This is a genomic window from Rhizobium sp. CIAT894 (assembly GCF_000172795.2).
Lineage (GTDB): Bacteria > Pseudomonadota > Alphaproteobacteria > Rhizobiales > Rhizobiaceae > Rhizobium.
The window spans coordinates 3897225-3910785 of record NZ_CP020947.1; the positions used below are offsets into that span (position 1 = coordinate 3897225).

A 13561-nucleotide genomic window follows, 5' to 3' on the forward strand; every position below is an offset into this window, starting at 1 on the left:
GCCGAAGGCGGTATCTATATTATTGATTTAAAATATGAATTTTTTGCTCAATTCCTGAGCAAAAACTCAGCCGTATCTTCGTCGGTGATCAGCCCGTTGATCTGATGACCGACAACGGCCGCCCTGATCGCCTTGAACTTCCGCTTGCCCTTGGCCAGCCCAATCACCATCGACGCGTCGCGCGACGGGATCGGCGCCGATGCGACGCGCTCGTTGATCGGGTTGTCGAGCAACCTGCCATCGACATCGAAGATCCAGCCGCAGATCTCGCCGACTGCGCCCCCGCGCATCAGCCCCATCATCTCGTCCTTCTCGAGAAAGCCGTCGACGCAGAGCGGACCGTCGATGCCGAGCTCGCCGATGCCGACGAAGGTGACGTCGGCCTGGGCGCTGATGTCGAGCGTCGAGCGCACGAGTTGCTGGCCGTGCAGCAGCTCCCGTTCCTCGGCCGAGGTGACGAGCACCGGCAGCGGCATCGGAAAATGCCGCGCCTTCACCGCATCCGCCATGCTGAAGATGACGTTGTAATAGGCCGCCGATCCGTCCGGCGCGATATTACCGGTCAGCGAGACGATGCGGTGGTTGGGACATTCGATCGCCGGCAGCTGGTCGACGGCCGCCTTCAGCGTGCGGCCGGTGCCGACCGCGAGCACGATCGGTTCCGCCCGCTTCAGCCAGCGCTCGATTTCGGCCGCCGCCGCCTCGGCGATTCCGACGGTGGTCGACGAGGAAGCCGGATCGCTCGGCACCACCTCGACATGTTTCAGCCCGAATTTTCGCCGCAACTGATCGGCGAGTTCAAGACAGGCAGCGATCGGATGATCCAGCCGCACCTTGATCAGACGTTCGGCCACTGCAAGCGACACCAGCCGCTGTGCCGATTGCCGCGAGATTCCCATCGAGGCGGCAATTTCATCCTGGGTGCGCCCGGCGACGTAATAAAGCCAGCCGGCCCGCGCCGCATCGTCGAGCCGTGCAGGAGTCTCGGATCTTTTTGCCATCTAATGCCTACCGCGCAAAGTGAGCCGGCTTGCCGCCGCCGACCAGGATGTGAGTCTATCGCGCCAGATCAAAACAAAATTCCGGCAAATGTCGAGCCCGTTGAAAAGGCCGCCGCCAAATAACCGCCCCGGCAAAACCCGCTCAGGCAAATCCCATTCACGCTAACCATTGCATGACGAGATAGACCCCGGCCTTCACCAGACCGTAGATCACGCCCCCGGCGATGACCAGCGACACCGCCGTCATCACGAAACCGCCGAGCGCAAAGAGCCCGTCACGGCCCATGATACCGAAGGCGAAGACAGAAATGGTGATCGCCGGCAGAATGTTGCCGAGCGGAACCGGCAGCACCAGCACGATCGACAGCGCCAGGCAGGCAAGACCGGCCAGATATTCCGCCGGCGGCTCGGCGAAGATCGCAAGTCTTGGCTTCAGCATGCGCTCCGCCCAGGCGAGCCAGCGATGGATGCGCCCGACGATCGTCTCGAAATCCTCCCGCCGCATCGACCGGTCGGCGATCGCCCTCGGCAGCCAGGGTTTCAAACCGAACGTCAATTGGACCGCCAGGAACACCAGCGGGGCGCCGAGCACGGCCGAGGTGCCCGGCGGCGTGGGGAAAGCGTTCGGCAGCGCGAAGATCAGCATCAACGCGCTGATCGCCCTGTCGCCCATCGTTTGGAACAGATCGCCGATTGAAATCCGCTCCCGGCTCCGATCGGCAGCCATCTGCCGCAGGATGGATGAAAGGCGACGGCCTTTGGGACGTGGTCTTCGGCTTCTGCGTGTGTCGGTATCGGCGTTTTCGATTGTCATGGATCCGAGAAATGATGGAAGTGTAGGGCCAAATTCTGGCGACGCAATATGCCAATTGAATGACTTGCGGGGTGAGAAATTTCGGCCCCGACGGGCAGAGGGGCGATACACGACACAACCCTGAACCCGACGCCAAATGAAAAGCTTGTAATTCCGACCCAACAGTGCGAGCAGACGCTCTGCAAGACCTGAGAAACGGCAGAGTGGCAATGATCATTTCATTCGACATCGGCGGCTCCGCCATCAAGGGCGGTATCGCCCGCTCCGAGACGAATATCGCTCCGCTCGGCCGCCGCCCCACACCTCGGGATGATTTCGCCGCTTTCGTCGAGACCCTGCGCGCCATCATCGCCGAGACCGGCGAAGAGCCGAGTCGCATCGCGCTGTCCATCGCCGGTGTCGTCGATCCCGATACGCAGCGCCTGATCTGCGCCAATATTCCCTGCATCCACGACCGCACACTCGCGGCCGATCTCGAAGCTGAGCTCGGCTTGCCCGTGCTGATCGCCAACGACGCCGACTGTTTCGCCATGGCCGAAGCTGGTCTCGGCGCCGGCCGCGGCCACCGCATCGTCTTCGGTGCCATCCTCGGCACCGGCGTCGGCGGCGGCCTGGTTGCCGACGGACGCCTCGTCAACGAGGCCGGCGGCTTTGCCGGCGAATGGGGTCATGGCCCGATCATCGCATCCGCAGCCGGCAATCCGCCTGTGGCCATCCCTGCCTATGCCTGCGGCTGCGGCCAGAAGGGCTGCGTCGACACGATCGGCGGCGCCCGCGGCCTGGAGCGGCTGCACCGGACGCTGCACGATCTCGACCTTTCCAGCGAGGAGATCATCGGCCAGTGGCGGCATGGAGAGGAGAAGGCGACGCGCACCATCGACGTCTATGTCGATCTCGTCGCCTCGCCCTTGGCGCTGACGATCAACATCACAGGCGCGACCATCGTGCCGGTCGGCGGCGGGCTTTCCAATGTCGAACCGCTGCTTGCCGAACTCGACCAAGCGGTGCGCGCCCGCATCCTGCGCAAGTTCGACCGCCCGCTGGTGGTGCCCAGCCAATGCCGCATCGAACCCGGCCTGATCGGCGCAGCCCTGCTGGGGTTGAACGCCGAAGCGACCGCGTCCTAAAGCATCGGCCACATCCGCACGATCGCTGCGAACCGATCCCAGTCCTTGCGCGCCAAAGGCGTCCACGCCGCTTCGGCGATGGCCGGAAGGCGCGGGAAGACTAACCGGTTGAATTGAGTGCGCGAGGCGATGTTGCCGCTCCAGATACAGGCCTGGATGCCACGCATCTTCCCCTTCAGCGCCTCCGGCAACTCGGCCTCGTAAGCATAGGCGCGCTCGGGCGGCGTAAAACCCGCCCAGCTTGCGCCGGGCTCGGCCCAGGCTTCCGCCTGCGCCATGTCGAGATAATAGGCCTGCCCCGGCGTCATCACCACGTCGTAGCCTTCCTGCGCCAGCTCGCTGCCGAGTTCGGGCCTTTCCCAGGCCATCAGCAGCGTGTCGACGCGGTCGACGCCGCCGCCATGCGAAACCTGGTTCCAGCCGGCGAGCTTCCTGCCGCGTTCCGACAGCATGGTCTTGATGCGCTTCAGGAAATAAGATTGCAGCTCGTCGGTGCCGGCAAGTTTTTCCCGCTTCATCAGCGCCTTGCAGGCCGGCGAGGAAAGCCAGGCTCCATGCGCCACCTCGTCGCCGCCGATATGGACATAAGCGCCGGGAAACAGCGCCACCATTTCGTCGAACACCTTGCCGAGGAATTCATAGGTAAATTCGACCGCCGGATTGAGCGCGTTGTTGGCATAGCCCTGCGGCGAGCGATAACTGCCCGGCGGCTCCTGCCGGTCGATGAGATCGGGCAGCGCTGACAGCGCCGCGGCGCTATGACCGGGAAGATCGATTTCCGGCACCACCTCGACACCAAGCGAGCCAGCATGCGCAACAATGCGCCTGACGTCACCCTGCGTGTAGTGGCCGGCGGGCGCTTCCGGCCCATCGCCGAGTTCCGGCATAAGCACTCCGTCCGGGCCGTGCTGTGCACCGGTTTCCGTCAGTTGGGGATAGGCCTTGATCTCCAGCCGCCAGGCTTCATCGTCGGTCAGGTGCCAGTGAAAGATATTGAGCTTGTTCCAGGCGAGGATATCGATCAGCCGCATGACGTCCGCCGCCGGATAGAAGCGCCCCGACACATCGAGATGGCAGCCGCGCCACTCATGGCGCGGCTGGTCGGCGATCGTGCCGAAATTGGGAAATTGGAAGCGCTCGCGATCGGCGCGGGCGCCGTGCAGCAATTGCGCCAGGCTGATCAGCCCGTATTGCCGCCCGGCTGCATCCGCACTCGAAAGCACGACCTCATGGGCAGAGAAACGCAGTTCGTAAGCGAAAGCGGCGATCGACGATTCGGTGACGAAACGAATGGCCCGCCCGCCTTTGACGACAGACAGCGAGAATGGCACGCCATCGGCCGGATAGAGCCGCTGGTAAAGCGCAAGAACCAGAGAGAGCGCCTTGATCGCATCGGGCCGGGTTCTTTCAACGGGATAGAGGACGATCGGCAAATTTCCTGCTTTCAGACCGAGCGACAGCGGCCAGGGCAGCAGCGCATAGGGCTCCTCGATCCGCCCTGGCGGCAGAAGCGGCGGCGCCACACCGCCATCCCGGCCTTCGAGCATGAGATCGCCGAAACCTATCGCGACGCGACGGCCATCACCGAGCCTCAGATGGGCCGACCGGATGCCGTCGGTCCGATGTTTGGGTTCGTCGGCCAGCCCCTCGACGGTGAACCGCCAGTGCCCGCCGGGGGCAATGCTCAGCCTCTCGGGCGGCTGGAATTCGTGGAAATTCGCAACCTGCCGCGTCAGGCTGGCGCCGTGGCAAACATATTTGTCGGCAACCCGCGTCGACGACGTATAGGCGAGCGAAAACCCGGAAAGCGGCTCGGGTGAAAGATTGAAGAGCGTCAGGATCAACCGTCCCGGACTGCCCTCGACCGGGCTCCAGCTTGCTTCCAGATGGTAGTCGGCCATGGTCGTGCCTCCACCGCAAACTGACTGGCGGCAATGCATCGCCGAGATCGCGGCTGGTCTCCCGGCAAGCTTTTGCAAGCTTAACTTTTTTAAGTCGGCAATGGAATCGGCCGTTCGAATTCTAAGCGGAGCGGGGCAGCGCGGCTTCCTGGAATGACGATGGAATAACGAGTTGGGGCAGTTCGCGTTTTCGCGAACCGCCCCAAATGCACGCTTTGACGGGCGTGCGCCTCGCGAAGGAAAACGGCGCGGCTTTCGCCGCGCCGCCTTCACTCGGCTGCCAACGCCGGCGGATGTCTGTCATCCGCCTCTTCCTGGATGGCGTCGGCATCCCGGCCTGGCTCGTCCTTCGCCTTCGGCTCGCGGCCGAAGAAAAGGGCGTAACCGGCGGGCAGAACCAGAATGGTAAGCACTGTCGCAACCAGGATGCCGCCCATCATCGCGTAGGCGAGCGGACCCCAGAAGACGCCGCGCGAGATCGGGATCAGCGCCAGCACAGCCGTCAGCGCCGTCAGCATGATCGGCCGGAAACGCCGCACGGCAGCACCGACGATCGCCTCCTGCCGGTGCATGCCGGCCTTGATATCCTGGTCGATCTGATCGACCAGGATGATCGAATTGCGCATGATGATGCCGAGCAGCGCGATGACGCCGAGGATCGCCACGAAGCCGAAGGGCGCGCCGCTGATCAGCAAGGCGGCAGCCGCACCGATGATGCCGAGCGGCCCGGTGGCGAGCACCAGCATCGCCTTGCCGAAATGCTGCAGCTGCACCATCAGCAGCACGATGATGACGGCGAGCATGATCGGCGCCTTGGCGGCGATCGACATCTGGCTTTCCGCCGCATCCTCGGCGCCGCCCTGTATCTCGACATTATAGCCGGCCGGCAGGCTGTCGCGCAGGTCCTTCATGTCGGCATACATCTTCATGACGACGTCGTTCGGCTGCACACCATCCGGCAGCGTCGCGCGCACCGTGATCGTCGGCAGGCGATCGCGCCGCCATTCGATGCCCTGCTCCATCACAGGCACGACCTTGGCAAGCTGCGAGACCGGCACGAAACCGCCGAAATCCGTCGGCACATAGACCGAATTGACCGCCGACAGCAGCGAGCGGCTGGCATCCGGCTCGCGGGCGACGATCGAGACCGTCTCCTCGCCGTCGCGGAAATCGTCGAGCGGCGCACCGGACATGGCGGTCTGCAGCATCTGGCGCACGCGCTGCGAGGTGACGCCGAGCGCCCGGGCACGGTCTTGGTCGATCACCAGCTTCATCGCCGGCACCGGTTCCAGCCAGTCGTCGTGAATGGCGCCGAGCATCGGATTGGCCTCGAAGCGCGCCTTTACCTGGTCGGCGATCGCTCGCACTTCCTGACGATCAGGCCCCATGATACGCATCTGCACCGGCCAGCCTGTGGGCGGGCCGAGGAAGAGCCGGTCGACCTTGCCGCGGATCGATGGGAAATCTTCCGCAAGGATGGTGCGCAGCTTGACGATCAGCCGCTCGCGCGACGGCTCGTCCTTGGCCATGACGAGAAGCTGGGCGAAGTTCGGGTTACGCAGCTGCTGGTCGAGCGGCAGGAAGAAGCGCGGCGCGCCTTCGCCGATATAGGTGGCGATGAACCGCTTGTCGGGATCATCCATCATCTTCGCTTCAAGCGCCTTTGCCTGCACCTCGACCTCCTTGATGCTGGTACCCTCGGGCAGCCAGAGATCGACGAGGATTTCCGGCCGCGACGATTGCGGGAAGAAATTCTGCGGAATGAACTGGAAAGCCCAGAGGCTGGTGACGAAGGTGCCGAGCGTCAAGAGCAGCACGATCACCCGATGGCGAACCGCCCAGCCGACCGTGCCGCGCAGCCGCCGATAGAAGCCGGTGTCGAAGGCGTCGTGATGCTCGCCGGCGTGATGGCGCTGCTTGAGGATCATGTAGCCGAGCCAGGGCGTGAAATAGACCGCGACGAACCACGAGGTCACCAGTGCGATGCCGACGACGTAGAACAGCGAACGGACATATTCGCCGGCCGTTGATGCGGCAAAACCGACCGGAATGAAGCCGGCCGTGGTGATCAGCGTGCCGGTCAGCATCGGGAAGGCGGTCGAGGAATAGGCAAAGCTCGCTGCCTCGATCTTGACCAGCCCCTCTTCCAGCTTCCGCTCCATCATCTCGACGACGATCATCGCATCGTCGACGAGCAGGCCGAGCGCGATGATCAGCGCGCCGAGCGAGATGCGCTGCAGGTCGATGCCGAGTTCGTACATCAGCGCAAAGGTGGCGGCGAGCACCAGCGGAATGGCGATGGCGATGACGAGGCCCGAGCGCCAGCCGATCGACAGGAACGAGACGACGAGCACGATGACAAGAGCTTCGCCGAGCGCATGCATGAATTCGCTGACCGCATCCGTCACCACGTCGGGCTGGTTGGCGATCTGATCGACGGCGACGCCGTAAGGCAAAGCCTCCTCGAAGCGCTGATAGGTCGCCTCCACACCCTTGCCGACATCGGTGACGTTGAAGCCCTTGGCCATGACGACGCCGACTTGCACGCTGTCATGACCATTGAAACGGTACTTGCGCTGATAGGGATCTTCGAGCCCGGAACTGACGGTGGCGATATCGCCGAGGCGCGTCACCTGGCCGCCGGCGCGAAGGCTGAGCTCGCGGATATCGGCCGCCTTCTTGACGTCGCCTTCGACGGAAATACGCACCGAGCGCAGGCCGGTATCGACGGAACCTGCCGGATCAATATTGTTCTGCCCCTTGATGGCGTTCTGCAGGTCCGGGATGGTCAGGCCGCGCTCGGCGAGCGCCTTGGACGAAACGTCGATATAGATCTTCTCGGGCTGGTCGCCGATGATGACGGCCTTCTCGACGCCCGGCGTCGTCAGCAGCATGTCGCGCGCCTGAATGGCGAATTTCTTCAGTTCCGGATAGGAATAACCGTCGCCGCTGATCGAATGCAGCGTGATGAAAGTATCGCCGAACTCGTCGTTGAAATAGGGGCCGAGCAGGCCCTGCGGCAACTCGCTCGCGATGTCGCCGACCTTCTTGCGCACCTGGTAAAAGGCATCCGCAACCTCCTGCGAATTGGTGTCGCCCTTGACCTGCAGGGTGATGATCGCACTGCCGGCCCGGGTATAGGACTTGACCCAATCGATATGCGGCGTTTCCTGCAGCTTGCGCTCGATCTTGTTGACGACCTGGTCTTCCATTTCCTGGATGGAGGCGCCCGGCCAGATCGCCTGAACGACCATGACGCGGAAGGTGAATTCCGGGTCCTCGCGCTGGCCCATGCGCATCAGGCCGAGCACGCCGGTGATGATAATCAGCCCGAAGAGGAAGCGGGCGATGCTCGGATGTCCGATCGCCCAGCGCGACAGATTGAAGGGCCGCTTTTCAGAGGTGGCGTCCATGGTCCTGTTTCCCTTTGTGACGCGATCAGCGGACCGTCTGGTCAGTATCGGCCAGAGCCGACTGCTGCTCCGGCACCTTCACCTTCAGGTTTTCGCTCATGAACTGCGTGCCGGCCGAAACGACGAGATCGCCGGTGTCGAGGCCCTCGGTCACATGCACGCCGTCGCCGGTGAAATCGGCGACCTTGATGTCGCGGCCATGCACGGTCGCCGTCGCGCGATCGACGGTCCAGACCATCTGCTTTCCGTCCTTCTCAGCAAGCGCGCTGAGCGGGATCGAGACATAGCTGTTGCCATTGCTGACGTCGGCCTCGATGGTCGCCGTCATGCCGAGCAATACCTGAGGATCGTTCGGCAGGCTCACCCGGACCGCAAAGGTGCGCGACTGCTGGTCGGCACTGCCGGAAACCTCACGCACCTTGCCGTCGAGCACCAGCCGGTCGTCGGCCCAGAAGCTTGCCTTGACTGTCTTGCCGGGCTTGAATTCGGCAATGTCGTTTTCCGGAACGGCAATCTGCACTTCCTTCTCACCGTCGACGGCAACGGTGACGACGGGAGTGCCCGAGGCAACGACCTGGCCGACATCGGCATTGATCGTGGTGACAATCCCTTTGTAGTCGGCCTTCAGCTCCGCATAACTCACCTGGTTCTTCGCCTGGTCGAGCGCCGAGGCGGCGGCATCGCGGCTTGAAACGGCCTGATCGTAACTGAGCGACGCCTGCTCGAGCTGGGATTTCGGCGAAACATTCTTGTCGAAGAGCTGCTGATTGCGCTTGTTGACGAGATCGGCGGTTTCGACGCCTTTTTCGGCGGCTGCGAGATTGGCTTCCGCGGTCTTGACCGCGAGCTGGTAATCGGTGGAGTCCATCCGGGCGAGCACGTCACCCGGCTTCACCTTGTCGCCGATATCGACGAGGCGTTCGGTGATCTTGCCGGCAACGCGAAAGCCGAGGTTCATCTCGGTGCGTGCCTTGACCGAGCCTGAATAGTCCAACTTGCGCGTGTCGCCGGCCTTGGCGATTTCGACGACCTTTACCGGCCGGATGACTTGCTTGACCTCGGCCTTTTCCTCCGAGCAGGCGGAAACACCCATGCCGATGGCGCCGACGAGCAGGAGGCTGGCGGCGGACGGCATGCGGTGGCTGAGGGTCTTGAGCGAAAACATCGTCCGCACTCCTGGATCGTTTCGGGGTTTTCGACGGCGGCTGCCGCCTGTTATTTCTTCAGCGCCCTGATCACGTAATCGATCAGTTCGTCGACGCTCGCGCGGTTGGTTTTGGCAAGACATTGCGCCACCATCTGCGGGTGGCAGAGATTGATCGTCGCCGCGCCGAAGCAGCGCGAGGCCACGACCGGATCCTGCTCGGCGAACTCGCCGGCTGCAATGCCTTCGGCAATGATTTCGGCAATGAGATCGTGAATGCGGTCGATATGTTTTTCGATGACGTGCCAGTCGCGCTCGATCGCGACGACGATCATCTCGTGCACCTTCATCTCGTCGAGCATCAGATCCAGCGTCAATTGATGCTGGGCTTCGACATAGCGGCGCAGCCGCTCACTGGCGGCGATCGGCTGGTGGCGGATGTCGTAGGCGATCTGATAGGAGGTGGCGAGCATGCGCCCACAGAGCGCCTGGTGGATTTCCACCTTGGAGGCGAAGAAACGATAGATATTGGCCGGCGACATGCCGAGATCCCGGGCAATGTCGGCCACGGTCGTCTTGCTGTAGCCATAGTGGCGAAACAGCCGCTCGGCGGCATCGAGAATGCGGGTGACATTCTCCTGCCGGGTGACGTCCAGTGTATTTTCCGCGATGTCGTCCATAGTTTCGATGCCCGAATTACGACTGACGAATTTTGAATTTCGTCAGTCGTAAAATATCAGGTGTCATTTGTCAACACTCGAACGGACAACGGGCGCCGTCAACCGATCGCACCGATAGACAACCAGGATTTATATGAAGATGATGAACACCCGGTAAAATTGAAAGTGCCGCGTCTCGGAAGACGCGGCACATTGTCGGCGGAAGCGCGGGAATCAGCCGAGCTTGACGTCGAGCGTAATCGGAACGGCGGCAAGCGCCTTGGAAATCGGGCAGCCGGCCTTCGCCTTGTTGGCAAGCTCGGTGAAGGTCGCCTCATCGGCGCCGGGAATGCGGCCGGAGAGCGAAAGATGGATGGCGGTGATGGCAAAGCCGCCCTCGACGCTTTCGAGCGTCACCTTGGCCGAGGTTTCCATATGCTCGGCGGTAAAGCCGGCCTCACCGAGGATCAAGGACAGCGCCATGGTGAAGCAGCCGGCATGGGCAGCGCCGATCAGTTCTTCCGGGTTGGTGCCGGGAATGCCTTCGAAGCGGCTGGCAAAGCCGTAGGGATAGTCCTTCAGGGCGCCGCTCTGCGTCGAGATCAGGCCTTTGCCGTCTTTGAGGCCACCGGTCCAATGAGCCGAAGCCGTGCGATTGATCTGCATGCCGTCCTCCTGTTTCGATTGTGGTTTCAGAGCAATGATGCCGAAAAGTGTGAACGGTTTTCGGACTACATCATGCTCCAACTATTTCCAGCAGCGGCAGGGCGCCGCTCCATGCCTGCGGGAGATCTGAGAGCCTTCCCGATGGACAATATAATGCTCTATCCCGAGAAGACGACAGGCCTGTAAAGATCGGCGGGAATCGAAACGCTTTCAGGCGGGATGCTGCAAGACGCTGAGGCCTCCGTCGACCGTCAGGCAGGTGGCATTCATGAATGGGCACTCGTCGGAGATCATGAACACGGCCGCCATGGCGATCTCCTCAGGTGTGGCGATGCGCCCGCCGGGATGCAGCCTCATCGTCTGCGCTTTGGCCGCCTCCGGATCGGGGAAGCCGTTCCAGTAATCGATGACCTTCTGCGTCGAGACATAACCCGGCGCCAGCGCATTCACCCGGATATTGTAGGCGGCATATTCGAGACCCAGAGATTTCGTCATCCCAAGCAGCGCATGTTTTGCCAGCGGATAGGGAAATGTGTGCGGGATAATGGTGAAAGCATGCGTCGAAGCGATATTGAGGATGACGCCGCCGCCCTGTTCGATCAGCCCAGGCAGCACCGCCTTGCAGCAGTTCCACGCGCCCTTCAGATTGATGTCGAAGCAGCGGTTCCACACCTCGTCCGTCGTCTCGAGCGGTTCGGAAAAGACGTTGACACCGGCATTGTTGACGAGCGCGTTCAACTGCCCGATCTCTTCGTTCGCCTGCGCGACCAACGTCGTGATCGTTCCGGCATCGGTAATGTCGGCCGGCAGATAACCAAGCCGGCCACCGATGCCTTTGAGCTCTTTGGCCGACCTCGCCAGCAGTGTGGCGTCGCGATCGACGAGAAAGACGGCGGCATCCTCCCCCAGAAAGGCCTTCGCCATCGCAAGACCGATGCCCTGCGCGGCACCCGTTATCAGGATGTGCTTGTCCTGCAGGCGGCTGCCCATCTATCTCCCCTCCGATTGAGCCGGCAACCCCGACATCCGGATCGTTACCGTGCCGGCAAGACTTTCGCCGGGCGCAAGCGGCGCGAGCCCGCCAAAATCAGGCAGGTGATGGCCATTCGGCAGGTGGCTCATCGGCTCGAGGCAAAAGAAGTCGTTCCGGTCGACCGGCATATAGAGCATGAAGCGCTCAAGCGCGCCGTCGGCTTGCAGCGTCGCCTGAATTCCAAGTTCCGGCCAGGCGATGGCCGCCCGCCCGTTCCACCCCTCGAAGGCATTGTTCATCCATCTCTGCGGCAAGAGCTTTTCCGATCTGAAATCGAAATAGTCGGGCACAGGACCGGGCACATCAGGCAAATGGTCCGGCCGCTCGCTCCAATAGCGATCGGCCGCAATCGTCAGTCTCGTCTGTGACGTCCGTACGAAGAAAGGGTGTTGCCCGAGCCCGAAGGGAAGCGGCGCCGCGCCGCGGTTTTCGACGGACAGCGCCAGCACCAGCGCATCGCCGGCGAGACGGATCTCCTGCCGGGTCAGATAGGCATAGGGTGAAACCCTGTCGGCGCTACGGGAAAAGGAAAACCGCGCATGCTCTGAACTGGAGTCTTCAAGCTGCCAGAGGCCGAGCCAGCCGTCGCCGTGCCGATAGAGCGGATCTGAGGTATTCGGCTGGAAGGCATAGTCGCGCCCGGCGAAGGACATGGCGTTGCCTTCGACGCGATTGCCGAACGGCACCATCGCGAAATTCGCCATCGCACCATTCGGCCCGCCGGCCGCAACAAGAAAGGGCATCTCCCGATAGGTGGCTGCGGTGACAGCAGCACCCCGACGGCTGACCCGGACGGCGAGATCGCCATGCCTCAGTTCGATTTCGTCCGCAACTCGTCCCTGGTTCATCCGCGTCGCCCCGCAGCCGAAGATCTCAAATTGTCGAGCAGCACCGCGATCAGCAGGATCAGCCCGCGCACGACATACTGGTAGAATGCCTGGATATTGAGGAGATTCATAACATTTTCGGCAATGCCCATGATCAGCACGCCGACGATGACGCCGCTCATGGCCGCCCGTCCGCCGGCCAGCGAAACGCCGCCGAGAACGCAGGCCGAAATGACCGAAAGTTCAAGTCCCGTCGCCGCATTCGGCTGGCCGGAGGTGATGCGCGAGGCAAGCAGGATGCCGGCAATGCCGCAGACGAGGCCCTGCAGTGCAAAGATCCAGATGCGCATGTTGACGACGTTCACCCCTGCCAGCCGCGAAGCTTCGGGATTGCCGCCGATCGCCAGCGTGTTCTTGCCGAAAACGGTGCGGTTGAGCACGAAACCGAAGAGGACGAAAAGCATCAGCATGATCCAGATCGGCATCGGCACGGTCAGGAAGCGCGACAGGGCCAGTTGATAGAAAGCCGGATCGTTGATGCCGACGGCGCGGCCATCCGAAGCGATCAGCGCCAGCCCGCGCACGATCTGCATGGTCGCGAGCGTCGTGATCAGCGCGTTGATCCGAAACCGGGCAATGACGATGCCGTTGACGAAGCCGACGACCGCGCCGCAAAGCAGGGCGGCCAACAGGCCAAGGGGGATGGAGCCGGTGGCGTTCGATACCATCACCGCGGCCATGCCGGAGAAGGCGACGATCGAGCCCACCGAAAGGTCGAAATCTCGCGACGCCAGGCAGAACATCATCGTGCAGGCGACAATGCCGATCGTGACGACCGATTGCAGCAGCCCCAGCATGTTGCGCTCGGTCAGGAAGTTCGGAACGAAGAGCGAGACGATCACGAAGGCGACAGCGAAGATCACTACGAGCCCCTGTTCGCCGAGAAGGATTTTTTTCAACGAATTCATCGTCCTGG

11 protein-coding genes are annotated in these 13561 nt (G+C 62.5%); 1 reads left to right on the forward strand and 10 read right to left on the reverse strand.

Annotated features, from left to right (window positions below):
- Positions 1-47 precede the first annotated feature (47 nt).
- Entirely contained in the window at positions 48-1001 is a 954-nt protein-coding gene (locus RHEC894_RS19165; protein ID WP_085738458.1) for a sugar-binding transcriptional regulator, read from the reverse strand.
- 157 nt (positions 1002-1158) lie between these two features.
- A complete protein-coding gene (locus RHEC894_RS19170) occupies positions 1159-1737 on the reverse strand; it encodes an exopolysaccharide biosynthesis protein (RefSeq protein WP_206427928.1) in 579 nt (192 codons plus the stop codon).
- 287 nt (positions 1738-2024) lie between these two features.
- On the opposite strand from RHEC894_RS19170, the gene RHEC894_RS19175 reads away from it, so the two are divergent.
- The gene (locus RHEC894_RS19175) at positions 2025-2942 is read left to right on the forward strand and encodes an ROK family protein (protein WP_085738460.1); all 918 of its coding nucleotides are present in this window, start codon (positions 2025-2027) and stop codon (positions 2940-2942) included.
- On the opposite strand, the gene RHEC894_RS19180 is transcribed toward RHEC894_RS19175, so the two are convergent.
- From RHEC894_RS19180 to araH, 8 genes are all read right to left on the reverse strand, one after another.
- Entirely contained in the window at positions 2939-4843 is a 1905-nt protein-coding gene (locus RHEC894_RS19180; RefSeq protein WP_085738461.1) for a family 20 glycosylhydrolase, read from the reverse strand. The two genes, RHEC894_RS19175 and RHEC894_RS19180, sit on opposite strands and share 4 nt — an antisense overlap.
- A 269-nt stretch (positions 4844-5112) precedes the next feature.
- Positions 5113-8256: an efflux RND transporter permease subunit gene (locus RHEC894_RS19185; protein ID WP_085738462.1), complete on the reverse strand. Its 3144-nt coding sequence runs from the start codon at positions 8254-8256 to the stop codon at positions 5113-5115.
- Between the two features lie 25 nt (positions 8257-8281).
- Complete coding sequence (locus tag RHEC894_RS19190) at positions 8282-9421, reverse strand: efflux RND transporter periplasmic adaptor subunit (RefSeq protein ID WP_010069692.1); 1140 nt, start codon at positions 9419-9421, stop codon at positions 8282-8284.
- Between the two features lie 50 nt (positions 9422-9471).
- Positions 9472-10080 carry a TetR family transcriptional regulator gene (locus tag RHEC894_RS19195; protein ID WP_010069691.1) on the reverse strand — a complete coding sequence of 203 codons (609 nt, stop codon included), beginning with the start codon at positions 10078-10080 and terminating at the stop codon, positions 9472-9474.
- Between the two features lie 213 nt (positions 10081-10293).
- Positions 10294-10725, reverse strand: coding sequence for an OsmC family protein (locus RHEC894_RS19200; protein ID WP_085738463.1), 432 nt, complete (start codon positions 10723-10725; stop codon positions 10294-10296).
- A 210-nt stretch (positions 10726-10935) separates the two neighbouring features.
- Positions 10936-11715: an SDR family oxidoreductase gene (locus RHEC894_RS19210; protein WP_085738465.1), complete on the reverse strand. Its 780-nt coding sequence runs from the start codon at positions 11713-11715 to the stop codon at positions 10936-10938.
- Entirely contained in the window at positions 11716-12606 is an 891-nt protein-coding gene (locus tag RHEC894_RS19215) for an aldose 1-epimerase (RefSeq protein ID WP_085738466.1), read from the reverse strand. It lies immediately after the preceding gene.
- Complete coding sequence (gene araH / locus RHEC894_RS19220) at positions 12603-13553, reverse strand: L-arabinose ABC transporter permease AraH (RefSeq protein WP_085738467.1); 951 nt, start codon at positions 13551-13553, stop codon at positions 12603-12605. Before araH ends, RHEC894_RS19215 begins: the two co-directional genes overlap by 4 nt.
- Positions 13554-13561: the final 8 nt, after the last annotated feature.

What these genes read in the sequence shown, in the direction of transcription:
- RHEC894_RS19210 (WP_085738465.1), bottom strand. Translation starts at nt 11,715, where the DNA reads ATGGGCAGCCGCCTGCAGGACAAGCACATCCTGATAACGGGTGCCGCG.
- RHEC894_RS19165 (WP_085738458.1), bottom strand. Translation starts at nt 1,001, where the DNA reads ATGGCAAAAAGATCCGAGACTCCTGCACGGCTCGACGATGCGGCGCGG.
- RHEC894_RS19195 (WP_010069691.1), bottom strand. Translation starts at nt 10,080, where the DNA reads ATGGACGACATCGCGGAAAATACACTGGACGTCACCCGGCAGGAGAAT.
- RHEC894_RS19190 (WP_010069692.1), bottom strand. Translation starts at nt 9,421, where the DNA reads ATGTTTTCGCTCAAGACCCTCAGCCACCGCATGCCGTCCGCCGCCAGC.
- RHEC894_RS19175 (WP_085738460.1), top strand. Translation starts at nt 2,025, where the DNA reads ATGATCATTTCATTCGACATCGGCGGCTCCGCCATCAAGGGCGGTATC.
- araH (WP_085738467.1), bottom strand. Translation starts at nt 13,553, where the DNA reads ATGAATTCGTTGAAAAAAATCCTTCTCGGCGAACAGGGGCTCGTAGTG.
- RHEC894_RS19200 (WP_085738463.1), bottom strand. Translation starts at nt 10,725, where the DNA reads ATGCAGATCAATCGCACGGCTTCGGCTCATTGGACCGGTGGCCTCAAA.
- RHEC894_RS19215 (WP_085738466.1), bottom strand. Translation starts at nt 12,606, where the DNA reads ATGAACCAGGGACGAGTTGCGGACGAAATCGAACTGAGGCATGGCGAT.
- RHEC894_RS19185 (WP_085738462.1), bottom strand. Translation starts at nt 8,256, where the DNA reads ATGGACGCCACCTCTGAAAAGCGGCCCTTCAATCTGTCGCGCTGGGCG.
- RHEC894_RS19180 (WP_085738461.1), bottom strand. Translation starts at nt 4,843, where the DNA reads ATGGCCGACTACCATCTGGAAGCAAGCTGGAGCCCGGTCGAGGGCAGT.